Source organism: Acidobacterium sp. S8, assembly GCF_009765985.1.
Classification (GTDB): domain Bacteria; phylum Acidobacteriota; class Terriglobia; order Terriglobales; family Acidobacteriaceae; genus Alloacidobacterium.
In genome coordinates this window covers 496,211-514,003 of sequence record NZ_LMUM01000034.1, presented here as the reverse complement: position 1 = coordinate 514,003, position 17,793 = coordinate 496,211, and the positions used below count along the sequence as shown (strand labels likewise).

Sequence of the window (17,793 nt, the reverse complement as noted above, 5' to 3'; positions counted from 1 at the left end):
CTCCAACTGCGTGCGGCGTCTCTTTGCGCCGGAATCCTTTTCAGTGTCTCACGCGGCTGCTCTTTTTCCTCAGCGCGTCCATCTTCAGCAGAGATTGCAGCTCTGGGCGGCGCTTCACAGGAAGCGTCTCTACGGCGTGTCTCGCCAGCGAGCGGTAGACCTCTGCCAGAATCGGATGCTGTTGCAAGGTCTGAAGATGCAGTCTTATTGTTTCCAAATCGCCCCGTGCAAAAGCGCCGCTGAAGCTGTTCTTCTCGCCACGCGCAAATACATTGCGCATGCTTGCCTGCGCCAGCGACTCGACCCAGCGCTTTGCATGGCGCTCCGAAAGCCCAGCCAGGCGCGCAGCAGCCATGGCTGCTGAGATTTCGCTGACAAGCAGTGGCGATGCCAGGGTAGCCGCCGCGTGATACATCGGCTTCTTCTTCGATTCGACCGCAAAGGGCTCGCCACCCAGCTTGCGAACCAGATGGTTCAGGCTCACGTGAATTTCAGGTCCGGCTTCCACCGCGAAGAAAACACCGGACAGCGGAACCGGGATGCGTGTTGGAAAGCTCATCACCGGCGCAATGGAGGCAACTTGGGCTCCCGCGCGCTTTGCGGCATCCAGCGCCTTCACATTCAGAGCGCCGCTCGAATGCACAACAATCTGTCTCCTTAAACTGCCACGCCGCTCGACAATGCGCTCGGCAACGCTCGCAATTTCAGCATCGCGCACACAGAGCCAGAGAATCTTCGCGTCGAAAGCTGCATTTTCGAACGTCACCTGCGGCACCTGCAGGCGCAGACGACGACTCGCTCTCGTAACAACCTCGGATAACGGGATATCGGCAGCCAAGCAGGCATGCGCAAGCGAGCTGCCCCAGTTCCCCAGCCCCACAATAGTGAGATCTGTTTTTCCCGGCATACCCGGATGATACGGTAAAGAAAAACCAGCCGGAGGACAGGCATGCCGCCGAAGAAGAAAGCCGTGAAATCAGCGATTACATTCAAGAAGGCAAAGTTCGAAGTGCTTTCGTCAAAAGTTGCATATGATGGACCACTCTTTCGGGTTCTCCGCGAAGAAGTGCAGGAGCCGGGGAACAAAACCGTGTCGCGCGACATCATCCGCCACAACGGCTCAGTCGTCATCCTTGCGGTTTTGGATTCCACCAAGCGCGATCCGCTGATTGTGATGGAGCGGCAGTATCGCCATGCTGCCGGGCAATATCTGTGGGAGATTCCAGCGGGAAAAATGGACGAAGGCGAAGAGCGCCTCGCGGCCGCGAAACGGGAGCTTATCGAGGAGACGGGCTACCGCGCTAAAAAGTGGACGAGGCTCGTTCGCTATTTCGCCAGTCCCGGATTTCTTGGCGAATGGATGCAGATATTTCTGGCCGAAGAACTCACGGCAGGAGAAGCGGCTCCGGAAGAAGACGAGTTGCTCGAAGTGGTGTTGGTTCCACTCTCCGAAATATTGAACAAGATTGACGAGGGAAAAATTCTGGACGGTAAGACTCTCGTGGCAGTCCAGCTGTATGCGCGCCTTCGCGCGAAAAAGAAGCTTCGCTAAGTAACTGATTTTGTGTAGATCGAAATTCTGTGAATCCCGTAGGAAAACCAAAGCAGCCTGATGTGCGTCTCTATTTGCAAGCAGGTTGGTGTCCCCAACCGTAATCTGCTTCAGGAAGGTCTAAGGCTCGTGGCAACCTATAAGGGAAAAGTGAAGTGGTTCAACAACGCGAAAGGTTATGGTTTTATTGGTCGCGATGATGGGCCCGACGTATTCGTCCATTACAGCGCGATCCAGCTTGACGGCTACAAGAGTCTGAAAGAAGGCGACGACGTGGAGTTTGATATTGTCCAGGGACAAAAGGGTCCCCAGGCAGATCAGGTCACCCGCGCACGCGAAGTTGCCTGACGGGAGCAAGGCAAGATATATCGTTTCCGCTCCTTACATATCATTTCTGCCTTCGATGAGGTAAGAGTTGGCGTGTGTCGCCTTGAAGATTGAACCCGGCTACCGCATACAAGGCAGCCGGGTTTTATACTTTCTGCCAACTAAGCGATAATCGTCTTTCGATGGACAATCGTTCGATCGCACAGCTTCTCGCCGAAACTGCTGATCTTCTTGAAATCAGCGGCGGCGATCCTTTCCGTATTCGCTCCTATCGCCGCGCAGCCGAAGCGGTGGAGTCGAGCACAATTCAACTCAGTGAAATTGCAGGCGACCTGAAGAAGCTGCTCGATATCCCGGGCATCGGCAAAGGCATGGCTGCCAACATTCAGGAAATTGAAAAGGCCGGCACACTGCCCCTGCGCGAAGAGCTGCTGACGAAGTACAGAGTTGGAATGCTCGATCTGCTCAAGCTTCCCGGCATGGGGCCGAAATCCGTTCTTCTTTTCTGGGAGGCGTTGCAGGTCTCCTCCATCGAAGAACTCGAAGCTGCGATCACAGCAGGCAAGCTGGAAACTCTGCCGCGCATGGGCGCAAAGCAGATTGAGAAGCTGAAAAAAGGCATCGAAGAACACAAGAAAAACAGCGGTCGCTTTCTCATCGATGATGCCGAAACAGCCGCCGAAAAACTGATCGCCTACCTGCGAAACTTTGAGGGCCTTGAAACCATCACCCCCGCGGGTTCGCTGCGGCGCGGACGCGAAACCGTTGGTGATCTGGATATTCTCGTCACTGGTCCGGGATGCGCTGAAGACAAGGTGCAGGCTGCTGTGGAGTACACGGCAGCGTATCCGCCCATCGCGGATCTCATTGCCAAAGGACAGAACAAGGTCAGCTTTCGATTACGCAGCGGCCTGCAGGTGGATGTGCGCCTTCTGCCGGAAGGTTCCTACGGCGCAGCGCTGCAATACTTCTCCGGATCGAAAATGCACAACGTCACCATCCGCCAACGCGCTCTCAAGCGCGGCTATACGCTGAGCGAATACGCACTCGCGCGCATTGAAGACGGATCGTTTGTCGCCGGAGCTGCGGAACAGGAGATCTACGCCGCGCTAGGCCTGGACTGGATTCCGCCGGAGCTGCGCGAGAACAACGGCGAGATCGAAGCAGCCGAGCAGCATCGCCTTCCTGCGCTCATCGAACAGAGCGACATTCGCGGCGACGTGCACATGCACACCACCGCGACGGATGGAAAGAATACTATCCGCGAAATGGCGGAAGCGGCGCTCGCGCATGGCTACGAATACATGGCGATCACCGACCATTCTAAAAACCTGGCCATGACCTTCGGACTTGATGACGAGCGAGCGCTCGAGCACATCAAAAACATTCGCAAGGTCAACGACCAGATGGAAGGTCGTATTCGCATCTTCACCGGCATCGAAGTCGACATTCTCAGCGACGGACAACTCGATCTCTCGGACGAAGTGCTGGCGCAAATGGATGTTGTCATCGCCAGCGTGCATTCCCTCTTCAATCAGCCCGAGGAGCAGATGACCGAGCGCGTTCTACGTGCTTTGGAAAATCCCAACACGCGCATCCTCGGACATCCCACCGGACGCCTGCTTCTACGCCGCGAAGCTTACAAACTGAACCTGCCGCAGATTCTGCGCCGCGCCGCTGAACTCGGCGTCGCCGTCGAACACAATGCCTATCCCGACCGGCTCGATCTTTGTGATCGCGACCTGCGCCTCGCCAAAGAGCTTGGCTGCAAAATCTCCATCAACACTGATTCGCACCACACAAGCCACATGGAGAAGATGCGCTACGGCATAAAGCAACTGCGGCGCGCCTGGCTTACGAAGGACGACGTGCTCAATACCCTCCCCGCCGACAAATTCCTCACAGCGCTGCGCCCACGAACCTAACCTGTACTCGTGGGGTCATCTGGCGCTTGCACAGAAACATCAACGGTGGGAGCCGCCACTATCGTCGCTCCGCTTGAGTCAATCCCGCCGCTCGCTGGAACCGCGGTAGCTTTCTCAGGCTTCTGCCCAACCAGTCTCATGTTGATCAGCTTGTTCAGCATGTCGAACCAGAAGGGTGCTCCAAGTGAAACAGCGATCGCCGTAAGCAGCCATCCTCCCAGGTTGAATCCCCAATGGATCGCTATCTGCTTCGCCCCCGCGTGGTCCGGATCGGCTTTAGCTTTCCAATAGCGCTGCACATAATCCCAGTCATAACCAACTGGAAGCTCATCTCCCAATCTCTTCTGTATATCGCTGCGGGCCGTTTCATAACTGGGCAGCCCGCAATGTTGGCCATCTTTACAGCTATACATCTGCGCCGTTGCCGTAACCGCATCCCGCGCATCCTTCGATGTCCAGAGTTTCTGCGTGATCGTAAAGAGATTCGCATTGCACATGATGGCCAGCACCAGCCCGAGCGCCAGCAGCCAGCTCTGCGTGTGCCGTTTATATAAGCCGTTCACGCGGTCCATCGTGCCGTCATACCATTGCTCGACTGCCGAGACGCAAGCCACGCTGTCGTGCTCTATTCCCAGAATGATCGCGCCGAGCTTTTGTTTCAGCGGCGAATTAGCCGGAAGGCTTGCCACAATTGCCGTCACGTCCGTCGAAGGCAGATTTTGCATCTCTGCCAACGAAACAAGCAAAACGCGGGTAAAGAGTGGAGAAGCAATATACGTAGGCCGCGGTTTTGTCGTTGAAGAGATCCGAATGCCGAGAAGTTTTGCCGGTTCGAACGAGATCGTTTCGATCAGTGGATGACTGACAAACTTTTCGTAGACGGCAGGGTCGCCCACCATCTTGCAAATCGCTTTCTCTAGAGCGACGGCGCGTTTCGCAGTGAAAGCGGCCGCCATCTCGCAAACGTGCGAAGCAATAATACTCAGCAGCAGGCACACGAGAACGATGCCGATTGCCACTCCTAGAATCTGGTCCATTCCGCAGCCCTCCTTGTGCTCACATATCTCCGCAAAAGCAGTGGTGAAATTGCAAGCCAGTATCGCCTCTCCGCCGCGCCATGTCGAGCCTCTTCTGCCGCTTCCACACGAGTAGGATAAAATTCAGCACTGATGGCAGAGGAAATGAATTCCGGCAAACGCTCGCTGTTGATTGTGCTGGTTGCAACTGTGTTGGTTGTGGCAGCAATTGCGGTTTACGTCTACATTGGCGAGAAGCCGCCTGTAGCGGCAGGCAAGATTCTAAAACTGGACGTTGTCCCGATTCACAGCCAGATGCGCGTTGGTGAAGGGGCGGAGGGCGTGCAAGGCGGCATGGAAACCTATGACCAGCTGATTGTTCTGGCCGACGTTGAGATTCGCAACCAGACCGATATCCCGCTTTTTCTGCATGACATGTGGGGCAATCTCACCAGTGCAGATGGCGAAGAGCAGCGCAGCCTTGGCGCCAACAAAACCGACTTCCAGAACGCGTTCCTCGCCTACCCGCAGCTGGCTGCCTTAAAGCAGGAGCCGCTGATGCGCGACATCACCCTCAATCCCGGCCAGACCGTGCAAGGGCTGATCATCGTCCACTATCCCATCACGAAAGATCAATGGGACGCGCGCCATGGCTTTGAAGCCGACATCTCCTTCATGCATCAGAAGAACCTGGTGCTTCCGTGGCCCGCACCCGCAAAATAGCGTTTAGTGAGTGACACTCACGGGCGCCGGTGCCGCTTTCGGCGTTGAGATATAACCCTGAACCTGGTCTTTGCCGATGTTGTTCACCACCAGCTCATACAGATAGTTATCTTTGCCCGTGTAGAACTGTACCGGCTCATTCAGTCCACGATCTTTCTTCTCGATCTTCTTGTCATCGGCATAGACGTTCAGCGTAAAGCGGCTGTGTTTGGTGTCGGCCTTACGCAATTCCAGCCCGACAGTAGACACCGGCTCCCGCTTCCCCTTGTGCAGTGTGAACTCGTAGTAGTTGCGGTCGCCCTTGTGCTTCAGAATTTCCAGCTCGCTGTGATTGGTAGCGATAAGGCCGCTCTGCACGCCCATGTCACCCTTCATGCTCTGCAGCTGTGCTTGCGTATTCTGCAACTCGGTCTTGGTCTGAGCCACATCGGTTTTCACGCCGCCTACATCTGTTTTTACGCTGGAAACGTCGCTCGAAACCGCGCCGATCTGTTGCTGAGCCGCTGCCTGCGCACTTTCAAGCCGCTTCGCGTCCGCCTGTTGTCGCCGCATCAGATCGTTGGCCCGCGTCTCCAGCTGTTTCTGAGTCAAGCCGACGGATTGCCCCAGCGTTTCCGATTCGACCTTCAGACGGGCATTGGTCTGCTCCAGCTCCTTGGATAGCTGATCGTTCTGCGTCTGCGCCTGTATCACCTGCGTCTCCGCCTTTGTCAGGCGAGTGCTGAGTGTATAGCTCCAGATCAGGCCGCCCAGAGCGGCCAGCAACGCTGCAGCCAGCAATCCTAAAAATGCTCCTGAAAAACTCCTCTGCTCCACAACCGGTTCGTCAGTCATCGTTCTCGTTCCCTCTTTCGCCGTGCCGTGAGACTACCCAACATCAATGGACGGTGGCAAATCATTTTTGGTCTATCGCCGCCATACAATAGAGACGTGGGCACAGCAGATGTAGTCATCGCAGGGGCGGGAATTATTGGCCTCTCCACGGCGCTGGAACTGGCCGAAGACGGCCTGCGTGTCACCGTACTTGAGCGGGAACGCGCCATGAGCGAGGCTTCCTGGGCGGCCGCCGGCATGCTCGCCGCGCACGATCCGGAGAATCCCGCTGCGCTGCAGCCCCTTTCGAATCTCAGCATTTCGCTCTATCCCGGCTATCTCGCAAATGTCGAAGAGCTTTCGGAATTAAAAATTCCCCTCCGCACAAGCGGAACGCTGCAAGGCTCGACACCTGGCCATCATTTCAAAGCCGCGCTCTCGTCCGAAGAAGTCGCCTCACGTCTGCCTGAGCTGCATTCTGCCGGACGAAGCTTTTTGTGGCTCAACGAACACAGCCTCGATCCTCGCGATCTCTGCGCTGCTTTGCCAAAGGCTGCGACCGCCGCCGGGGTTGCCATCGTAGAGCAATCGCCCATAACCGCCGTTCGCAACGGACCTTCCGGCGTCAGCATCACCACACCTCAGGCGACTTACGAGGCCGAACACTTCATCAATTGCTGCGGAGCCTGGGCAGGAGCGATTGCCAGTCTGCCAACAATCGAGCCGCGTAAAGGACAGATGGTTACGGTCAAGCTGCCGTCACATCTCCATCTGCCCTATGTCATCCGTACACCCGAGCTTTACCTCGTTCCGCGTGGCGATGGCCGCATCGTCATCGGGGCAACCGTCGAGCACGCCGGCTTTGACAAATCTGTCCAGGAGACAACGATTCAGACGTTGATTGATGACGCTGTCGCCCTCTGGCCACCCATTCGCAATGCGCAGATAGTGGAGACATGGGCTGGCTTGCGCCCCGGCTCTGCGGATGGCCTTCCGGTGATCGGCGCCTGCGGCCCACACAACTGCTGGATTGCCTCCGGCCATTTCCGCAACGGCATCCTGCTCGCTCCGGCAACGGCACGTGTGTTGCAGGAAATCATCTTGGATAAGACTCCGAGTGTCGATCTTTCTCCTTTCCGGTGCGACCGATTCGACTCCGCAGCCGTCTCTATGGCAGAGGTAGTCCACTGACCCGCAAAGTGACAACCCTATAACGACGCTGCTATAAACAGTATTTAGCCCACTTTCGCGTCCCAGGCGTTCCACAAGCGTCTCCATCGGCGAATTACCGGGTTGTTATCAGCATCCGGCCACAAGGTGGCCGCATCCAACAAAGTTCGCCTGGATCAGGCAATTTCACTGGAGGGATTGAGCAAGATATGTCGACCGCAGTAGCTACTAAAGGTCTGGAAGGAATTGTTGCAGCCAACTCTGGCATTTGCTGGATCGATGGAGAAGCCGGGGTGCTCGCCTACCGCGGCATTGACATTCATGAGCTGGCCGAAAAATCCACATTCGAGGAGACGACTTACCTCCTCTGGCACGGAAAACTTCCCACCGCATCCGAACTCGCAACCTTCAAAAAAGAACTTTCCGACGCCCGCCAGCTTCCCGCCGATACCCTTAAGCTCATCCAATCCTTCCCGAAAACAGCAACGCCGATGGAAGTGCTTCGCACCGCCGTCTCCGCGCTGAGCATGTACGACAAGGACGAGAAAGCTGTCGACCACGATTCGAATGTGCGCAACAGCTTCGATCTCACCGCGCAGATTCCGATGATTGTTGCCGCCTTCGATCGAATCCGCAAGGGTAAGCCCGTCGTCGAAGCCGACAAGTCGCTCTCGCACGCCGGCAATTTCCTCTGGATGCTCACCGGCGAAAAGCCATCTGAAACTGCGACCCGCACCTTCGATGTTGCCCTGATCCTGCACGCTGATCATGAGCTGAACGCCTCGACCTTTGCCGCTCGCGTTATCGCCGCAACGCTTTCTGATGTACATTCTGCGATTACCGGAGCCATTGGCGCGCTGAAGGGTCCACTGCACGGTGGCGCGAACGAAGCTGTAATGCGTCTGCTCTTCGAGATTGAGAAAGAAGGCGCCGATCCAGTCGAATACGTGAAGAACATGTTGGCGCAGAAGAAAAAGGTCTCCGGCTTCGGTCATCGCGTTTACCGCACTGAAGACCCGCGTGCCACCCACCTGCGGAAGATGTCAGAAGACCTGAGCCGCGCAGCCAACAATACCAAGTGGTTCGACATGTCCCAGCAGATCGAGCAGTACATCCGGACAGAGAAGAAGCTGAACGCGAACGTCGATTTCTACTCGGCATCGACCTACACCACGCTCGGCATCGATCTCGATCTCTTCACCCCTATCTTCGCCATCAGCCGCATGTCTGGATGGGCCGCCCATGTCATCGAACAACTCGACGACAACCGCCTCATCCGTCCGCGCGCAGAATACATCGGGCCCGAGTATCCGGCGACCTACATCCCGATCGCACAACGATAAATTCCATCAGCACAAAAAAGGCGCCCAGCTACGGACGCCTTTTTTATTTACAGTGAAGCACGTGCACTTGGAAGTAAGTCTTACGTTCCACTCTTGCGGCTGGCAGGCGGAACAATTCCATTCATGCGCAGATAAACAACCATCTGTCCGTAGTGATCCATCGAGTGAGCGATGCAGAAAGCAGCCAACATGGCGCGGGTCGACTTGCGCTCGCCGGTTCCCATCACCTCAAAGGCATTGGCGGCAGTAATCGTATCGATAGCCTTATGCGCATAGACGTAAGAATCCTTGAGCGCCTTCACGATGTCATCCTTGCTCGTCAACTTCTCGATATCGTCGTCCTTCACCGCGCCCGGCACATTCCAGCCTTCAAAAAATTCATAGTTCGCTTCCGCCAGATGTTTTACCTGCTGTCCGAAGGTACGCACGCCCTTGAACTCCCCCTGCGTTGGCGCAAAGTTGTATTTGTCGGCGGGCATGGCCTCTGCCGCACCCACTACTTCGCTCTCCTGCAAGCTCATCAGGTGGTTATAGGTATCCGCCGGCGTGGCTTGTGTACTCGACTGCGCGTAGGTAAATGTTGCCGGAACCGCAAGACAACAAAGCAATGCAATGCAAACTGCACGCATGATTTTCATTCTCCGTCCTCCTCTGAAACTACTGCGCTAGCAGCCTAGCAGAAGGCGCATAATCCAGGGTGTCAAATTGTCGTCTAAACGCCTGAAAAGCTCGGTGCTACGTGGTTTCCCCAGGTACGGTCCGGCTATATGCTGCAACCGGCCCTTCAGGTCGTAGAATAGAAAAGTTAGGAGATCGCGCACGATGAAACGGGTATACATGGATGCCAATGCAACGACACCTCTCGTACCTGAGGTGCTCGACGCCATGCGCCCCTATTTCATCGAGCACTTCGGCAACGCCTCCTCCATCCACCAGCAGGGCCAGCATGCTCGCGCCGCTGTCGAGCAGGCACGGGAATCGGTGGCTGCACTCGTGAACTGCCGTCCAGCCGAAATTGTCTTCACCTCCGGCGGCACCGAAAGCGACAACATGGCGCTCTTCGGCCTTGTCGGACCGGGCGATCACCTCATTACTTCATCGATAGAGCACCACGCCGTGCTGCATGCAGCCGAGAAGCTACGCGACCGCGGCGCCGAAGTGACATTTGTGCCGGTTTCAGGCGAAGGTGCCGTCGATCCGCAGGTCGTACGCCGCTCCATCAAGCCGAATACCAAGCTCATCAGCATCATGATGGCCAACAATGAAACCGGCGTAATCCAGCCGGTGAGTGAGATTGGCCGCATCGCAGCCGAGGCCGACATCTTTTTCCACACCGACGCCGTGCAGGCCGCGGGCAAGCTGACAATCGACGTGCAAACGCTACGCTGCGATCTGCTCAGCATCTCCGGCCATAAAATGCACGCGCCACAGGGTACAGGAGTTCTTTACGTTCGCCGTGGCACTCAGCTCGAACCACTCTTCTTTGGCGGATCGCACGAGCGCCAGCGCCGCGCCGGTACTGAAAACCTTCCCGGTATCGTGGGCTTGGGCAAAGCCGCAGAAATTGCCCGCGCTGCCCTCACCGACGGCACCATCCAGAAAGTTGCCGCGCTGCGCAACCGGCTCGAGCAGGGCGTTCTCGCGCAAGTAGAAGAAACCGGAGTCAATGGCGGAAATTCTGCCCGCGTCGCCAACACGACCAATCTCTACTTCGACAATCTCGAAGGTGAGGCTCTGGTGATCGCGCTCGATCTCAAAGGTTTATGCACCTCGGGCGGCTCAGCCTGCGCCTCGGGAGCCGCCGAGCCATCGCATGTGCTCAGCGCCATGAACCTCACTCCGGCAAGAGCGCGCGCCAGTCTGCGCTTTTCGCTCACGAAGCAAACAACGGAAGACGATATCGACTTTGCACTGAGCATTATCCCAACAGCTGCCGCTCGCCTGCGCGAACTCGCACCGGTGAACGCCGGAACTCTGGGATAACCAGAATCAATCCGCTGAGAGACAATATCTATTCAATAACTTACAGAAAAGTAAAAGGCACAGCTTGAAGAGCTGTGCCTTTTCTTTTCGTCCTAAATAAGAGCGATTACGCCGAAACCATCTGCCGCGACATATTGGCAGCAGCGCCGACGTTCACGCGAAATTTCTTCATCGTGACCGAGAGCGCCTTTTCGATTCTGCGCAGGTCTTTTCTCTCACCCGGCAGGGCAAACGTCGAGGCCACGCCACGGCTCGAAGCGCGACCGGTACGGCCAACGCGGTGGACGAAGTCCTCAGCAACCTTGGGCATATCGTAGTTCACCACGTGTGCCACGTGCTTCACATCGATGCCGCGAGCGGCCACATCGGTCGCTACCAGCACGCGATGCCTGCCCTCAGAAAAGCTCCGCAAAGCGGCGTTACGCTGTGACTGCGAGCGATCGCCGTGAATCTGCGTCGCGGCCCATCCGGAGTGCGAAAGCTTCTTCGCAATACGATCTGCGCCATGCTTCGTGCGCACAAAGACCAGGAAGCTTCCCTTTTCCTTCTCGAGCAGATGCTCCAGGAGTTCGAGCTTCTTTTCCTGCGTCACTTCGAATGTCTGCAGCTCCACGTTCTCTGACGGCTTCAATACTGAGCCGATCTCGATGCGAACAGGATTGCTCTGGTAATCGCGAACGATTTCCTTAATCTGCGCGTCGAGGGTTGCCGAATAGCAAAGCGTCTGCCGCTGTGTCGGCGTCGAGTCCGCTATACGACGGATAGCAGGCTTGAAGCCCATATCCAGCATGCGGTCCACTTCGTCCAGCACCAGAATCTCGACCGTATCGAGCTTCACCAGCCTGCGCTTGAGGTAATCCTCAAGGCGGCCAGGAGTCGCCACGATCAACCGCGCACCCTTGCGAATCGCCTGCAGCTGCGGGCCTTCATTCATGCCGCCGCAAACAAGCGCGACCTGAATATTAGAGCCGTTCGCAATCTTGCGGAAAGCCTGCTCCACCTGCATCGCCAGCTCGCGTGTCGGCAACAGGATCAGGGCCTTGGCATTCTTGTTCTGCGACTGCTGCAACCGCTCAATGATCGGAATCAAAAAGCTGAGCGTCTTGCCGGTGCCGGTCTGCGCTGTTGCCAGCACATCTTTTCCCTCAAGCGCGGGAGGAATCGCCTTCTCCTGCACAGGAGTGGGCGTAACGAAATTTACTGCAGCCAGGCGCGTCTTCAGCGCTGGTGAAATGTTGAAATCTGAAAATTGGTTCATGTGTCCTTTAGTCCGGCTCGACGCACACAGATGCACAGGCGCACCGCCGGTATATGTGGTTCATCCGGATACAGCTTCACTGTCCCGATGAATCAGAATGTATGCGTATGGGAAAACCCGAGTGAATCAAATCCAATGGTCGAGATCGAAGTTACTCCTCGACACGAGGTTCTGCCGGACGCTGCCTCTCACATGCCGCGCATTGCGTGCATGCACCCACTCCATCAAGGAGCGGCTACGCTGTAGGGGCTTGGGATAATTACGTGCCAGGCGATCTTGCTTTGGAGGGCGAGAACGGCTCACAACCAAATCACTGAGCGTGGTTTTAGTGTAACACAACTGCTTGATTCTCTTTCGAAACGGCCGTCAGTTTACGCTACACTTCTGCCGGGTGCCCCAGGTTCGCGAAGCTAACCTGGGGCTTTTTCCCATCATAACTACCACCTTCAACAGCACGGTAGCCGGATGCCCACATTTCGCTTTTGAGATGTGAGTTTCGATCACTCCATGTCTCAAATCGAGGCATGGCACCCACCATCCACCTGTGGAAAATGAGATACTAGAACCAGCTGGGTGCCCCAGGTTCGCGAAGCTAACTGGGTTTCTTCATATAACCTGGGTCTTTTCATCATGCCGTCAACCTTCAACAACACGGTAGCCGTAGCCATGTCCGGCGGAGTCGATTCCTCGACCGTCGCCGCCATGCTCAAGGACGAGAGCTACGAGCTCGTCGGCCTCACGCTGCAGCTCTGGAACCAGCGCCGTCTCGCCGGCAAGGAGGGCATGCCCGAGCAGGTGCAGGGCCGCTGCTGCTCCATTGACGATGTCTACGACGCACGCCGGGTCGCCGAGAACCTCGGCATCCCCTATTACCTGCTCAATGAGCAGGAGCGCTTTGAGGAGCAGGTCGTCCGCCCCTTCGTCCGTGAGTACCTCGCCGGACGCACGCCCATTCCCTGCTCCCTTTGCAACAACCATCTCAAGTTTGACCAGCTGCTCATCCGCGCCCGCCAGATCGGCGCCGACCGCATCGCCACCGGCCACTACGCTCGCAACGAGTACGACCCGGAGCGCAACCGCTGGATCCTCAAGCGCCCCGCCGATACCTCGAAGGATCAGACCTATTTTCTCTTCGGCCTCACGCAGGATCAGCTCTCACGCACGCTCTTCCCCCTCGGCAACTACACCAAGCCCGAGGTCCGCGAGATTGCTCGCGAGCACGCACTCGCCCTGGCCAGCAAGCCCGACTCGCAGGAGATCTGCTTCATCCCCGGCGGCGATTACAAGAAGTTCATCGACGCCTATCTCGACGAGCAGGGCGAGCCGCTACCCGATTCCTCCGGCGAGCTCGTGTCAACAACGGGAGAAGTGATCGGCCATCATCAGGGCATCCATAACTTCACCGTAGGACAGCGCAAGGGACTCGGTCTATCCTCGCCCACGCCGCTCTACGTCATCCAGATCGACAATGCGTCAAACAAGGTCACAGTCGGCAATGAATCAGAAACCACCATCCAGACGCTCCGCGCCCGCGATCTGAACTGGATTTCGATTGCCTCGCTCGATGGCCCCATGCGCGTCAAGGCCAAGATTCGCCACCGCCATGAGCCCGCCTGGGCCACGATTGAAATGGTTGGCGACGGTGAAGTCCTCGCCACCTTCGACGACCCGCAGCGCGCCGTCACCCCCGGCCAGTCAGCCGTCTTCTACGACAACGACGAGGTAATAGGCGGCGGCTGGATCCTCTAGATCGGCAACAGAACCGGGTGCCATCACGGAACCGGGTACCCCGGGAACCTGCCCTGAGCGAAGCCGAAGTGACGCGGGTATAACGAAGATACGGGTGCCCCAGGTTCGCGAAGCTAACCTGGGTCTTCCCATCCAAACCAACGTAACTTCAGATTAGAAGAACGATTTTATACACTCACACAACCATGCCGTGGGGACTGAATCGGTTTCAGGAAACAAAGACCGACCTCCACTTCATCACCTTCAGTTGTTACCAGCGCAAACCCTACCTGAACACCCCACAAGCGCGCTCACTCTGTGAAGAATCCATCGAGAAAACTAGACAGAAATACGGATTCGTAATCCCCGGCTACGTCATCATGCCCGAGCATGTGCATCTGCTCGTGAGCGAGCCGCCTGCAAATCCATTAGCAACAGCAATCAAAGCCATCAAAGTCTCCATCTCAAAACAATCCACACAAAACCCGTTTTGGACACCGCGCTACTACGACTTCAACGTCTACTCAGAACGAAAGCGAATCGAGAAGCTCCGATACATTCACCGAAACCCAGTAAAGCGAGGACTGGCAGCGAAACCAGAAGACTGGCCCTGGTCAAGCTTCATTCACTACGCAACGGGAGAAGCAGGAACCGTCGAAATCGAATCACACTGGACCGCAAGAAGAAGAGAACGAACCACCGCCCAACTTCTTCTCGCCAACGAAACAGCGGGTGCCCCAGGTTCGCGAAGCTAACCTGGGTTTTTTCGTGAATGTCGCAAATATGTTATCTCAATCGCTTTGTATCAGGTGGGATCAACTGCTTATCGGAATCAATTGAGTAGTCGTTGAGAAAAGACCCAGGTTAGCTTCGCGAACCTGGGGCACCCCGTCCATATAACTTGGCGCAAATTTTGATTGAGATGTCGCGGATTCACGAAACCAAACAATCATTCAGCGACTTTTGGTTGCCTTTCCGTAAGCAAATTCTCCATACAACATGCCTGCGCATCTCTTCATCGAAACTGGGGTCTGGACAAAAAGAGGATGGGCACAAACCCATTCCGATAAATGGAGAAACCCACATGACGAAAAAAATAATCCCCGGTCTATCGTTGGCAGCGTTTATGGCAGCTACTTTACTCAGCATCCCCGCAGCACAGGCGCAATATGCGGCACCCCCGCCACCGCCTCCAGGATATGGGCATGAGCCATGGGCATCCGCTCCGGCAGAGCTTCAGGGAGTCGAGTCGCAAGGCTTCCACGACGGCATCGAAGGCGCTCGAAAAGATTACGAGAATCACCGTCAGCCCAGCGTGGAGAACCGCGATGAATTCCGTCATCCTCCTGTAGGCCATCATGATCGCGAGGCCTATCGCGATGGTTTCCGTCGCGGATATCAGGTAGGCGTAGAGCATCTGATGCACGGCTATCCCCATTCCTATTAACGACAATAAAAAGGGGGCCCATATTGGCCCCCTTTTTTCTGTTCCAAATCAAAGTCGTTCCGGTCGATCGTCAAAAATCTGTCAAGCCCCCGACATGTCCTGATCTCCGTTAAACAATTGAAAAATAATCGGTTATCCGCTGAAAATAGTTGGCAGAGTATTTCGCATGATTTTGATATTCTGGATATAGAAGGGCTTTTGACCAGACAGTGCCTCACGACCTGTTAATAAAATCGTCACTCCCCCGCTAAGTCGTTGAAAACACTCATTTGAAGCTAATCCATTCAGAATCAACAATTTATAAGGGGATGATCCCCTGCTAAATTGTTGAAAACAATAGAAACGATATCTCAGAAAGGGGGGTAGGGGGCCTACACCGGCTGGGGAAAGAGCTGTTTCTGTTCCGTTTCACGGCATTTTGCAACGATGAGTGTAATGTCATCTGCTTGTTCTTCCGGGCTGTGAAGCTGCAGCTCGTCGGCAATGGACTTCAGCAAATCTTGTGACGGTAAATGGCGATTCCGCTGCAAACTGTCGGCGAGCCTTTCCAGGCCAAACTCCTCGCCCCGCTGGTTGCAGGCTTCTGTCACTCCGTCGGTAAATAGTACAACTGTATCGCCGGGATTGAGGCATGTTTCCTTCGTCTCGCACTGCCAGTCCGCAAACATGCCGACAACCGTGCAAGTGGAGTGAAGCCAGTCGACATCTCCGCCGCTTCTCAGCAGTAGAGCCGGTAGATGACCGCAGTTGGCGTAATGCAGGCGCTGGATGTGATCTTCATACTCGGCGTAGAAGAGCGTGGCGTAAGAGCTGTCGCCGGTGTTCTCGTAGAAGAGCTGGTTGACGGAGTGGAGGAGATGATGCGGATGATCGAGGACGATCGCCAGCTGTCCGCGAAGATTGGCCTGTAGATTTGCCATCAGCAAAGCGCCGGCAATTCCCTTGCCCGCAATGTCCCCGATGACCAGTCCCAGCCGGTTTTCTCCGAGATGCAGAAAGTCGTAGTAATCGCCGCCAACCTGTCGCGCCTGAATACAAACACCTGCGTAGTCGAGCGACTGCAAAGGCGGGAGACGCTGCGGAAAGAGCCGCGCCTGCACCTGCTTGGCAATCTCCATCTCCTGCAAGGCTCGCCGCTCGGCCTCCAGTCGCGCGGCATATGCGAGGCGCGAGGCTTCGATCTCGCGGTTCACCTCGTCGCGGAACTCTTCAGCGGAGATTCTCCATGCCGCTTCCAGGTTGAAGTCGCGCGGACGGACGCTCGGCGCATCAAGCAGCTTCGCATCTTCCATGCGCGAGATGCGATAAGTGCGATAACCGCGATCGGTTCCGGCGAATAGGTACCAGGTGCTTCCCTTGGCAATAAGACCCAGCGGATCGACGGTGCGCTCGACCTTCTCGCGGCCCGCTCGCCAGTAAAGGAAGCTCAGCTTGCGGTCGCGTGCCACCGCCTCCTGAACGATGGCCAGCATCGAGAGGTTCTCCGAGGTACCCAGCCAGCCGGTGGTGTCAATATAGAGGCGGTCACGGATAGACGATGCCCGCTCACGCAAAGACTGCGGCAAAGAGGCCATGAGCTTGCCGATAGCACGGTCGGCCGCCGCAGCCAGCTGTTTGTCACCCAGAGAGCGCGGCTGCGCCATGAGCAGAGCGCGCAGCTCGGCCTCATCGAGGCCCGGCACCTGGGTACGCCAGTCCTCATCCAGCTGCCAGCCTCCATGTGATCCGCGCATGGCATAGACCGGCACCCCGGACGCGCTCAGCGCCTCCATGTCGCGATGCACAGTCCGCTCGGAGACCTCAAGCTTCTCCGCCAGCTCTCGACCGGTCATCTGACCGCGAGCTTGAAGCAGCAACAAGGCGGACATCAGGCGATCAGCTCTCATGGAATGCATCTCGAAGTAAATTTTTGAGAATGGGCAATTATGACACAAGGTGTCATATATGGCGGACTAGCATTGCTTTCGAGGGAGAAAGTGAACATGAAGATGACTGAGTTATTGCTTGCCGATCTGGAACGTGAAGCTGCATCGACCCGCCGTGCGTTAGAACGCGTGCCTGAAGGCCGTTATGACTGGAAGCCCCACGAGAAATCGATGCCGCTGGGATATCTGGCAACAATCGTTGCGACCATTCTGGGCTGGATCCAATTCATGATCGAAGAAGACCAGCTGGATATGACGCCGCAGGGTGACTCCAAACATAAGCCGCAGAAGTTGACGACGCGGTCCGAGTTAATCGCCGCATTGGACGATTCGGTCGCAAAGGCACGCAAAGCGTTGGAGAACACGACCGACGAGCACCTGTTGACAACATGGAAGTTTGTGGTCGGCGGTCATGTGGCAAGCGAGAACCCGCGACATATCATGATCCGCGACGCGGTCTTCAGCCATCTTGCGCATCATCGCGGGCAACTTACGGTCTATCTGCGACTGAACGACGCGCCGGTGCCGTCCATTTACGGGCCTTCGGCGGATGAGAATCCATTTCGGTAGCGTTTGTCCTATC

General features: G+C 56.3%; 17 protein-coding genes. 11 read left to right on the top strand and 6 right to left on the bottom strand.

The features are described 5' to 3' along the window. Nucleotides 1–40: 40 nt before the first annotated feature. Entirely contained in the window at nucleotides 41–907 is an 867-nt protein-coding gene (locus tag GSQ86_RS17415; RefSeq protein WP_158751190.1) for a Rossmann-like and DUF2520 domain-containing protein, read from the bottom strand. Nucleotides 908–949: 42 nt separating this feature from the next. On the opposite strand from GSQ86_RS17415, the gene GSQ86_RS17410 reads away from it, so the two are divergent. The 3 genes from GSQ86_RS17410 (at nucleotide 950) to polX (ending at nucleotide 3,804) form a co-directional block, all read left to right on the top strand. Further along, entirely contained in the window at nucleotides 950–1,552 is a 603-nt protein-coding gene (locus GSQ86_RS17410; RefSeq protein ID WP_158751189.1) for an NUDIX hydrolase, read from the top strand. A 129-nt stretch (nucleotides 1,553–1,681) separates the two neighbouring features. Next, nucleotides 1,682–1,900, top strand: a complete 219-nt coding sequence (locus GSQ86_RS17405) for a cold shock domain-containing protein (RefSeq protein ID WP_158751188.1) — start codon at nucleotides 1,682–1,684, stop codon at nucleotides 1,898–1,900. A 161-nt stretch (nucleotides 1,901–2,061) separates the two neighbouring features. Continuing rightward, nucleotides 2,062–3,804 carry a DNA polymerase/3'-5' exonuclease PolX gene (gene polX / locus GSQ86_RS17400; protein ID WP_158751187.1) on the top strand — a complete coding sequence of 581 codons (1,743 nt, stop codon included), beginning with the start codon at nucleotides 2,062–2,064 and terminating at the stop codon, nucleotides 3,802–3,804. Here polX and GSQ86_RS17395 read toward each other — a convergent pair. Then, the gene (locus GSQ86_RS17395) at nucleotides 3,801–4,841 is read right to left on the bottom strand and encodes a hypothetical protein (RefSeq protein WP_158751186.1); all 1,041 of its coding nucleotides are present in this window, start codon (nucleotides 4,839–4,841) and stop codon (nucleotides 3,801–3,803) included. The genes polX and GSQ86_RS17395 overlap by 4 nt on opposite strands. Before the next feature lie 132 nt (nucleotides 4,842–4,973). Here GSQ86_RS17395 and GSQ86_RS17390 point away from each other — a divergent pair, with 132 nt between their 5' ends. Continuing rightward, on the top strand, nucleotides 4,974–5,543 hold the full coding sequence (locus GSQ86_RS17390; RefSeq protein WP_158751185.1) for a hypothetical protein: 570 nt from the start codon (nucleotides 4,974–4,976) through the stop codon (nucleotides 5,541–5,543). A gap of 3 nt (nucleotides 5,544–5,546) precedes the next feature. Here the strand turns inward: GSQ86_RS17390 and GSQ86_RS17385 are convergent, their stop codons facing one another. Beyond that, nucleotides 5,547–6,377, bottom strand: a complete 831-nt coding sequence (locus GSQ86_RS17385) for a hypothetical protein (RefSeq protein ID WP_158751184.1) — start codon at nucleotides 6,375–6,377, stop codon at nucleotides 5,547–5,549. Between the two features lie 96 nt (nucleotides 6,378–6,473). Between GSQ86_RS17385 and thiO the strand changes: the two genes are divergently transcribed. Continuing rightward, nucleotides 6,474–7,547: a glycine oxidase ThiO gene (thiO, locus tag GSQ86_RS17380; protein WP_158751183.1), complete on the top strand. Its 1,074-nt coding sequence runs from the start codon at nucleotides 6,474–6,476 to the stop codon at nucleotides 7,545–7,547. Nucleotides 7,548–7,735: 188 nt separating this feature from the next. Then, nucleotides 7,736–8,869 carry a citrate synthase gene (locus GSQ86_RS17375; protein ID WP_158751182.1) on the top strand — a complete coding sequence of 378 codons (1,134 nt, stop codon included), beginning with the start codon at nucleotides 7,736–7,738 and terminating at the stop codon, nucleotides 8,867–8,869. 80 nt (nucleotides 8,870–8,949) lie between these two features. Here the strand turns inward: GSQ86_RS17375 and GSQ86_RS17370 are convergent, their stop codons facing one another. Beyond that, nucleotides 8,950–9,498: a DinB family protein gene (locus GSQ86_RS17370; protein ID WP_158751181.1), complete on the bottom strand. Its 549-nt coding sequence runs from the start codon at nucleotides 9,496–9,498 to the stop codon at nucleotides 8,950–8,952. 193 nt (nucleotides 9,499–9,691) lie between these two features. Here GSQ86_RS17370 and GSQ86_RS17365 point away from each other — a divergent pair, with 193 nt between their 5' ends. Beyond that, complete coding sequence (locus GSQ86_RS17365; protein WP_158751180.1) at nucleotides 9,692–10,852, top strand: cysteine desulfurase family protein; 1,161 nt, start codon at nucleotides 9,692–9,694, stop codon at nucleotides 10,850–10,852. 106 nt (nucleotides 10,853–10,958) lie between these two features. Here GSQ86_RS17365 and GSQ86_RS17360 read toward each other — a convergent pair whose 3' ends face one another. Next, the gene (locus GSQ86_RS17360) at nucleotides 10,959–12,110 is read right to left on the bottom strand and encodes a DEAD/DEAH box helicase (RefSeq protein ID WP_158751179.1); all 1,152 of its coding nucleotides are present in this window, start codon (nucleotides 12,108–12,110) and stop codon (nucleotides 10,959–10,961) included. A 630-nt stretch (nucleotides 12,111–12,740) separates the two neighbouring features. On the opposite strand from GSQ86_RS17360, the gene mnmA reads away from it, so the two are divergent. The 3 genes from mnmA to GSQ86_RS17345 all read left to right on the top strand — a co-directional run bounded on the left by mnmA (nucleotide 12,741) and on the right by GSQ86_RS17345 (nucleotide 15,285). Further along, nucleotides 12,741–13,859 carry a tRNA 2-thiouridine(34) synthase MnmA gene (mnmA, locus tag GSQ86_RS17355; RefSeq protein ID WP_158751178.1) on the top strand — a complete coding sequence of 373 codons (1,119 nt, stop codon included), beginning with the start codon at nucleotides 12,741–12,743 and terminating at the stop codon, nucleotides 13,857–13,859. A 185-nt stretch (nucleotides 13,860–14,044) separates the two neighbouring features. Beyond that, nucleotides 14,045–14,593 carry a transposase gene (locus GSQ86_RS17350; protein WP_158751177.1) on the top strand — a complete coding sequence of 183 codons (549 nt, stop codon included), beginning with the start codon at nucleotides 14,045–14,047 and terminating at the stop codon, nucleotides 14,591–14,593. Nucleotides 14,594–14,922: 329 nt separating this feature from the next. Continuing rightward, a complete protein-coding gene (locus GSQ86_RS17345) occupies nucleotides 14,923–15,285 on the top strand; it encodes a hypothetical protein (protein WP_158751176.1) in 363 nt (120 codons plus the stop codon). A 371-nt stretch (nucleotides 15,286–15,656) separates the two neighbouring features. On the opposite strand, the gene GSQ86_RS17340 is transcribed toward GSQ86_RS17345, so the two are convergent. Continuing rightward, entirely contained in the window at nucleotides 15,657–17,171 is a 1,515-nt protein-coding gene (locus GSQ86_RS17340) for a SpoIIE family protein phosphatase (RefSeq protein ID WP_158751175.1), read from the bottom strand. 96 nt (nucleotides 17,172–17,267) lie between these two features. Between GSQ86_RS17340 and GSQ86_RS17335 the strand changes: the two genes are divergently transcribed. Then, a complete protein-coding gene (locus tag GSQ86_RS17335) occupies nucleotides 17,268–17,780 on the top strand; it encodes a DinB family protein (protein ID WP_158751174.1) in 513 nt (170 codons plus the stop codon). The last annotated feature ends 13 nt before the right edge of the window (nucleotides 17,781–17,793 follow it).

Coding starts and splice junctions, on each gene's coding strand:
- GSQ86_RS17350 (WP_158751177.1), top strand. CDS start 14,045: ATGCCGTGGGGACTGAATCGGTTTCAGGAAACAAAGACCGACCTCCAC.
- GSQ86_RS17390 (WP_158751185.1), top strand. CDS start 4,974: ATGGCAGAGGAAATGAATTCCGGCAAACGCTCGCTGTTGATTGTGCTG.
- GSQ86_RS17335 (WP_158751174.1), top strand. CDS start 17,268: ATGAAGATGACTGAGTTATTGCTTGCCGATCTGGAACGTGAAGCTGCA.
- mnmA (WP_158751178.1), top strand. CDS start 12,741: ATGCCGTCAACCTTCAACAACACGGTAGCCGTAGCCATGTCCGGCGGA.
- GSQ86_RS17340 (WP_158751175.1), bottom strand. CDS start 17,171: ATGAGAGCTGATCGCCTGATGTCCGCCTTGTTGCTGCTTCAAGCTCGC.
- GSQ86_RS17410 (WP_158751189.1), top strand. CDS start 950: ATGCCGCCGAAGAAGAAAGCCGTGAAATCAGCGATTACATTCAAGAAG.
- GSQ86_RS17365 (WP_158751180.1), top strand. CDS start 9,692: ATGAAACGGGTATACATGGATGCCAATGCAACGACACCTCTCGTACCT.
- GSQ86_RS17375 (WP_158751182.1), top strand. CDS start 7,736: ATGTCGACCGCAGTAGCTACTAAAGGTCTGGAAGGAATTGTTGCAGCC.
- GSQ86_RS17370 (WP_158751181.1), bottom strand. CDS start 9,498: ATGCGTGCAGTTTGCATTGCATTGCTTTGTTGTCTTGCGGTTCCGGCA.
- GSQ86_RS17415 (WP_158751190.1), bottom strand. CDS start 907: ATGCCGGGAAAAACAGATCTCACTATTGTGGGGCTGGGGAACTGGGGC.
- GSQ86_RS17395 (WP_158751186.1), bottom strand. CDS start 4,841: ATGGACCAGATTCTAGGAGTGGCAATCGGCATCGTTCTCGTGTGCCTG.
- polX (WP_158751187.1), top strand. CDS start 2,062: ATGGACAATCGTTCGATCGCACAGCTTCTCGCCGAAACTGCTGATCTT.
- GSQ86_RS17345 (WP_158751176.1), top strand. CDS start 14,923: ATGACGAAAAAAATAATCCCCGGTCTATCGTTGGCAGCGTTTATGGCA.
- GSQ86_RS17385 (WP_158751184.1), bottom strand. CDS start 6,377: ATGACTGACGAACCGGTTGTGGAGCAGAGGAGTTTTTCAGGAGCATTT.
- GSQ86_RS17360 (WP_158751179.1), bottom strand. CDS start 12,110: ATGAACCAATTTTCAGATTTCAACATTTCACCAGCGCTGAAGACGCGC.